This is a genomic window from Acidithiobacillus sp., assembly GCF_023255755.1.
Classification (GTDB): Bacteria; Pseudomonadota; Gammaproteobacteria; order Acidithiobacillales; family Acidithiobacillaceae; genus Acidithiobacillus.
On sequence record NZ_JAGDVS010000007.1, the window covers coordinates 1 to 6,499 of the forward strand.

Consider the following 6,499-nt stretch of genomic DNA (forward strand, 5'->3'; position numbering starts at 1 on the left):
GGCGGCTACTGCCAGGGGGCGGGCGGTGAGGGTATGTGGGCAGATGAGGACGAGGAGGAGCGCTGCGAGGGTGGGTGTGAGGATGGGACCGCCCGCCGACATGGCGTAGGCGGTAGAGCCGGTGGGTGTGGCGATGATGAGTCCGTCAGCGCGCTGGGTATAGACGAAACGGCCGTCTATCTGCACTTGCAGTTCAATCATGCTTTCGCCGTCGCCCTTGTGGATGAGCACTTCGTTGATGGCGAGGCCGGCATGGAAACACTCCTCACCACGCCACAGTTCGGCATGGAGGACGCTGCGCAGATCTTGCTGATAGTGGCCTTCCAGAATGGGCGGCAGGGCTTCGCTGACCTGGTCGATGGAAAGGTCGGCGAGAAAGCCGAGCCGCCCCTGATTGATGCCGAGGATGGGGATACCACTTTGTGCAGTCTGTCGCGCCGTCCCCAGCAGGGTACCGTCGCCGCCGAGGGCGATGACGAGGTCGGTATCTGCATTCGCTTCCGCGAACGAGAGCAGCAGCAGGCCCAGGCTGTCGCCAATATCCGCGGCGCACTGGGTTTCCAGAAAAGTGGGGATGTCTTGTGCCAGCAAAAAATCCCGCAGCCGTTGCAATCCGGGGAGAACCGAGGGATCACGGTATTTGCTGACGAGCAGGACACGCTGGAAGGGTTTGGTCATGGGGGTAGCGTACATGGGGGCGGGGCTGGCGCCAAGGGGCTGCGGCCATTTTTGCGTGGCTTCGATCTTAGGGCAAGGCGCCACCTTGTATCCACAAATAAAAGCCGCGCAAGAGCAGGTGGGGCTGATAGAAGCTGCCGGGGATGCCGGGTTGCCAACGTTCGGCATCACCGCCGGTGATCAGTATCTGTGCCTGGGGGCTGTACTGGCGATAGTCGGTAATGGCGCCGCGCAGGGCATCGGCAAAAAGATGGATGACCCCGGCCTGAATGGCGCTGCTCGTGTCATTGCCCAGCATTTCCGCTGGGGTGTTCAGGACGACTTCGGGGAGGAGTGCCGTGCCTTCATGCAGACCGCGCAGGCTCATGGCGATACCCGGCAGGATACGTCCGCCCCTGAAATGTCCGCCAGCCAGCAGGTCGATAGTGATGGCGGTGCCCATGTCGATGACGATGCTGTCTTGTCCGGGGAAGTCCATGGCGGCGGCGAGCAGGCAGCAGCGGCGGTCAAAGCCGAGGCTTTCCGGCGGATGGTAGTCGTGCGGCACGATGCGGCGAAAAAAGCCGGGGTCGGGTTCGCGGACACCTGCTATGGATAAGGCTTCCCGCCAGGCGGTAAGCGCCGCAGGCACGACACCGCCCAGCGCGACGGGTTCCTGGTTACGCGCGCTGAGCCATGGTAAGCCGGGCTGCTGCAGGATTTCCGCGGGTGGCAGTGAAGTGGCCACGCTGACGCTGTCGAAATGCACGCCATCGCGGGTGCGCGCCAGCAGGGTGCGAGTATTACCGACGGCGATGAGGATCATGGATGTTGGGGCCGCAGGCTGACATCGCCGGCACTCAACCAGACCGTACCTGTATCCGTACAGGTTACCTGCAAGCGCCCGTCGAGGCCGAGGCCCAGCACCTGGGCCGCACGCACGCCCTGCGCGTCGCTGATCTGAACGGACTGACGGGTCAGGCGATCCGCCTTCTTCCACAGGGGCAGGAAGGGCGTGAAGCCCTCCTCCGCAAAACGCGCGAAGTCTTCCCGCCATTGGCGGAGAATAGCACCGGCGAGGGTGCTGCGGGTGACCCTGATGTCGAGATCGGCGAGGCTCACGGCAGTGGCGGGCAGACCGGGATCATCGTGGATGTTGAGTCCCAAACCGACCACCAGCCGGGTCTCTCCGTGGCGGCGCGGGCGGGCTTCGACCAGAATGCCCCCCAGCTTGCGCCCCCCCACCCAAAGATCATTGGGCCACTTGACCCAGAGATCGGGCAGGCGCGCCTGCAGCAGGGTGAACACGGACAGGGCGGCAACGATGGTTAGTGCCGCATTGACCGGGCTGTGCTGAGTCCAACCATAACTCAGGTAGAGATGGCGCCCGAAAGGTGAAGACCACTGGCGCCCGCGCCGCCCGCGCCCGGCCCACTGGCTCTCGCTCAGGCAGACGTCGACGCGGGTATCCTGCAACACTTCGGTATTGGTCGAGGCGCAGCACAGTGGCAGGTGGATATGCGCCGGGTCGATGCCGCCGATGTCGGCAATTTCCTGGGCGGAGAGGGGCGCGGCGGGATATTCCAGGTGCACGCCGCCATCCCGCGCATACAGGGGGAAGCCCCATTCGCCGGCCTCCGCCAGCAGCGCAGACTGAAGCCCGCCTGGATTATCGGCAGGCCAGGCATGGGGCACTCCATCGGCCACCGCCGTCAACAAGACCTGTAATGCCGTCGAAGGCGCGTCAGGAGCGGATATGGCCATCTCCCAGGACGATCCATTTCTGCAGGGTCAGGCCTTCCAGTCCTACCGGCCCGCGTACATGCAGGCGGTTGGTGGAGATGCCGATCTCTGCACCCAGACCGTATTCAAAGCCGTCGGCAAAGCGGGTGGAGGCATTGACCATGACGGAACTGGCATCCACCTCGCGCAGAAAGCGGCGGGCGTGGGTGTAATTTTCGGTGATGATGGACTCGGTATGCTGGGAGCCATAACGGTTGATGTGTTCCATCGCGGCGTCGAGATCGTCCACCACTTTGACGGAAATGATCGGCCCCAGGTACTCAGTGGCGTAGTCCTCTGCGGTGGCGGCGATGGCACCGGGGATGCGGGGCAGGCCGCGTTCGCAGGCGCGAATCTCGATCCCCTTCTCCTGCAAAGCCGCGGCGATGGGGCCAAGCAGGTCATCCATCCGTTCCTGATGAATGAGCAGGCTCTCTGCCGTATTGCAGGTGCCGAGCCGCTGGGTTTTGGAATTGACGACCACTTTGAGCGCCTTGCGGGGATCGGCGTCGGCGTCCACATACACATGGCAGTTGCCATCCAGATGCATGATCACGGGTACGGTGGCTTCGGCCTTGATGCGGGCGATAAGGCCCTTGCCACCGCGGGGAATCACCACATCCACATGGCGATCCATGCTGATCAGGATACCCACGGCTTCGCGCTCAGCGGTGTTGACGTACTGCACCAGATCCAGGGGCAGGTTGGCCTTGCCGAGGGCAGCGCGCAGGCGCTCGGCGATGGCCAGGTTGCTGTGCAGGGACTCGGAACCACCACGCAGGATGACGGCGTTACCCGATTTGACGCAGAGGCCGGCGGCATCGGCGGTGACGTTGGGGCGCGATTCGTAGATCATGGCGATCACGCCGAGAGGCGCACGCATATGTCCCACCTGGATGCCGCTGGGGCGGTAACGCAGGTCGGTGATCTCGCCCACGGGGTCGGGCAGGGCGGCAATTTCTTCGAGGCCTTTGGCCATGGCTTCGATACGGGCTTCGTCCAGACGCAAGCGATCAATGAAAGCATCATCTTTACCCGCTTCTTCGGCGCTGCGTAAATCTTTGCGGTTGGCGCGTTGCAGATTGTCGGCGTCGCGGCGCAAAAATTCCGCCATGGAGCGCAAGGCGCTGTCTTTGGCGGCGCTGTCCGCGCTTTGCAACCGGCGCTGGGCGCTGCGGGCGCGTTCACCGATTTTTTCCAGTTCGCTACGTAAATCCAAGATGGAGCCTCCTGTGTTGGGCTCGGGCCGGACGTGAGGGCAACGGAAAGCCCGCCGCTGATCCGTGCCGGGAAACGGCGCCCGCGTGACCTAACCAGTGCGGGTATTGTTGGTATTGTGCCGTTCCAGAGCCATTCCGGCAATCCGCAGGCAGAGACTGCGGGCATTCAAGACAGCCGCCAAGGGGTGCCGCGGTAGACCCAGGTGGCGAGGAGTGTGGTGGCGGCGATGGCGATACAGGCGGAAAAACCGAAGGCATAAGGGGCGCCGGCCTCTTCCCATATCCAGCCGAACAATAATCCCGCAGGGATCGCACTGATGCCGGTGGCCAGGTTGTACCAGCCAAAGGCCGTGCCGCGCTCGTCGCCGGTGGTCAGATCATTGATCTGGGCCCGTTCGGCCCCTTCGCTGAAGCCAAAAAACAAACCATAGGACAAGGCCACCGCCCACAACAATGGGAGGCTTTCCACCATGGCGAACAAGGCGTAGTTGCAGCCGTAGGCCGACCAGCCGATGAATAAAACGGGTCGCCGCCCCAGTTTATCGGCCAGTCGTCCGCCGCCCATGCCGGTGCTGCTCTTGGCCGCATGGATGGAGGCCCAGAGGAGGAGTACCTGTACGACGTCCATGCCGAGCTGATAAGCACGCAGAAGAATGAAGGTTTCGGTGGCGCGGGCCAGGGTGAACAAGCTCAGCGTAAGGAGATAACGCCGGATGTGAGGTGACAGGTGGTGCGGGTTCAGGGAAATATGGGCTGGGGTCCGGTGACTGAGTGGACGTGGTACCTCACGCACACCGCCACCGAGGAGCAAAATGGCGATGGCGCCGGGAATGGCTGACAGGAGGATGACATCTTCCAAGGGAATTCCGGAAAAATGCAAAACGGCCGCTGCCACCAGAGCCCCCATCACCGCGCCTCCATTGTCCATGGCCCTTTGGTAGCCAAACGCAAAGCCGATGCGTTGCGGTGGCGTGGAATCTGCCAGCAAGGCATCCCTTGGTGCGGTGCGGATACCTTTTCCCATCCGGTCGATGCTGCGCACGAGCAAGAGCATGGGCCAGCTTCCCACCACAGCGATGAGTGGCCGCGCCAGATTGGAAACCGTGTAGCCGATTACCGTCAGCCCCTTGCGCCGCCCACCGATGAGGTCAGAATGTCGGCCGGACCAGAGTTTGAGAAAGCTCGCTACGGTATCCGCCACCCCTTCTACCAGGCCCAGGGCCACCGGACCCGCAGCGAGTATGGTGGCCAGGAGGACGGGGATGAGAGGAACCACCATTTCCGAGGCCAGATCATTGAAGAAACTGACCAACCCGAGAACGAGAACGGTGAATGGCAGAGCCTGGCGCATGGGTGCTAAACCTTATGGAGCGCCTTCATGGCGCGAGTCAGGTTACTAAATAAATCCATCGTCATTTGCATGTCCGCAGGCAGAGATCGGTCAGTGCGGGCCAGACTGGCGTGGGATCTTGCCCCTTGATGCGGGCGTCGATGGCGAGGCAGTCTTCAATACCCGCCCGCAGCTCCGGGCGGGTCAGGCGCCGGGCGGCGTTGCGCAGCCAACCCTGCCGTGGCGGAAAAATCCGGTTCTGGCGGAAGAACGCATCGGCATCCACGCCGCCAGCCCGCAATTCAGCCAGCAGGCGCAGGTCCTTGTGCAGGACCCACAGGCACAATGCCGGTTCACCGTCACCACTGCGCAGGCGGTCGAGAATGCGCAGGATTTGTTCTGTCTCGCCGCGCAGGACCGCGTCGGCGAGATCGTAAATGGTGAACTGACTGCTGTCTGCCAGTACCGCGCGGATAGCGGTGACATCAATGCTCGGTCCTGGATAGACCTGTTGCAGCCGCTGAATGGCCTGATGGCAGGCACTGAGATTGCCGGCACTGAGGTCGGTGAGCAGCTGGACGGCAGCGCTGTCGGCCTGCATTCCGGCGGCGCGCAGGCGCTGCTCCACCCAGCGCGGCCAGTCCTGCCCCTCTGGGCGGTATAGCAGGAGCGTGTGGCCGTGGGTCTCGATGTCCTTGAACCAGGCGGTTTTCTGCGTGCTGGCGTCAGGGCGGGGGCCACTGAGAATCAGCAGGGCGTCGGGAGGTGGCGAGGCCAGCCAGTACTGCAGGGCGGCGCTGCCTTCTTTGGGGACTTTGGGACTATCCAGACGCAGCAGGAGCAGGCGTTGTTCAACGAAAAGCGAACCCGCATCCCGCTCGTCGCGCAAGGCATCCCAGACCGTACCGCCTTGCTGGCCGAGGCGCTGTTTCTGGCCGAAACCATGCTGTGCCGCAGCGGCGATCAGGGCATCTTCCGCCTCCTGCAAGAGTAGGGGCTCATCGGAAAAGAGGCCATATACTGATGCCAGGGGGCCGCGTAAATGGCTGGCCCATTGCGCCGGCTTCAGCCGCATCTCAGGGTGCCTGCTGGCGGAAGCTGGGGCTGTTGAGCACCTGTCGCAGAATCTGCCGTGCGCCCTGCTCCATCAGCAGGCGCTGCACGGTGACCTGCTGCTCGTTGGTGCCCAGTGGGCTGCCGCTGTTGTAGCTGAAGCTGTTCTCCACCAGCAGCGGCTGGGCAGCGAGGAGCACCTTTTGGTCGCTGCCGATAACGCTGAATTCGGCGTGCAGGGTGTTGAGAAACTCCAGAGCGACGCCGCTGCCCGGGCTCATGCTGATGATCCGCTGGCTGACGTACGCGCTGTCGATCTGGATCTGGGGGCCATCGGGCGTTGCCTTGTTGCCGTCCCGCTGCAGTTCGCGATGGACGGCCTCGGCCAGGCTGCCTCCGGCGGGGCCGCTGCCGACGACGCGCAGCCCCGTCAGCTTGGGCGGAATGGTGGCCCCGG

General features: G+C 63.5%; 7 protein-coding genes. All 7 read right to left on the reverse strand.

The genetic code is table 11. The features are described 5' to 3' along the window. A partial coding sequence (locus Q0C48_RS00615) for an NAD(+)/NADH kinase (RefSeq protein WP_366936967.1) occupies nucleotides 1-678 on the reverse strand: 678 nt, incomplete at its 3' end. A gap of 67 nt (nucleotides 679-745) precedes the next feature. Next, complete coding sequence (locus Q0C48_RS00620; RefSeq protein WP_291520628.1) at nucleotides 746-1,483, reverse strand: type III pantothenate kinase; 738 nt, start codon at nucleotides 1,481-1,483, stop codon at nucleotides 746-748. Next, nucleotides 1,480-2,421, reverse strand: coding sequence for a biotin--[acetyl-CoA-carboxylase] ligase (locus Q0C48_RS00625; protein WP_291520629.1), 942 nt, complete (start codon nucleotides 2,419-2,421; stop codon nucleotides 1,480-1,482). The genes Q0C48_RS00620 and Q0C48_RS00625 overlap by 4 nt, the downstream gene beginning before the upstream one ends. Next, nucleotides 2,402-3,658, reverse strand: coding sequence for a glutamate-5-semialdehyde dehydrogenase (locus tag Q0C48_RS00630; RefSeq protein ID WP_291520630.1), 1,257 nt, complete (start codon nucleotides 3,656-3,658; stop codon nucleotides 2,402-2,404). The genes Q0C48_RS00625 and Q0C48_RS00630 overlap by 20 nt, the downstream gene beginning before the upstream one ends. Before the next feature lie 167 nt (nucleotides 3,659-3,825). Next, on the reverse strand, nucleotides 3,826-5,010 hold the full coding sequence (locus Q0C48_RS00635; protein ID WP_291520631.1) for an MFS transporter: 1,185 nt from the start codon (nucleotides 5,008-5,010) through the stop codon (nucleotides 3,826-3,828). A 61-nt stretch (nucleotides 5,011-5,071) separates the two neighbouring features. Further along, a complete protein-coding gene (gene holA, locus Q0C48_RS00640) occupies nucleotides 5,072-6,064 on the reverse strand; it encodes a DNA polymerase III subunit delta (protein ID WP_291520632.1) in 993 nt (330 codons plus the stop codon). Between the two features lies 1 nt (nucleotide 6,065). Next, the coding region (gene lptE / locus Q0C48_RS00645) for an LPS assembly lipoprotein LptE (protein ID WP_291520633.1) at nucleotides 6,066-6,499 on the reverse strand (434 nt) is incomplete at its 5' end.

Excerpts from the sequence above, each read along its gene's own strand:
- Q0C48_RS00620 (WP_291520628.1), bottom strand. The coding sequence starts at position 1,483 with ATGATCCTCATCGCCGTCGGTAATACTCGCACCCTGCTGGCGCGCACC.
- Q0C48_RS00625 (WP_291520629.1), bottom strand. The coding sequence starts at position 2,421 with ATGGCCATATCCGCTCCTGACGCGCCTTCGACGGCATTACAGGTCTTG.
- Q0C48_RS00635 (WP_291520631.1), bottom strand. The coding sequence starts at position 5,010 with ATGCGCCAGGCTCTGCCATTCACCGTTCTCGTTCTCGGGTTGGTCAGT.
- holA (WP_291520632.1), bottom strand. The coding sequence starts at position 6,064 with ATGCGGCTGAAGCCGGCGCAATGGGCCAGCCATTTACGCGGCCCCCTG.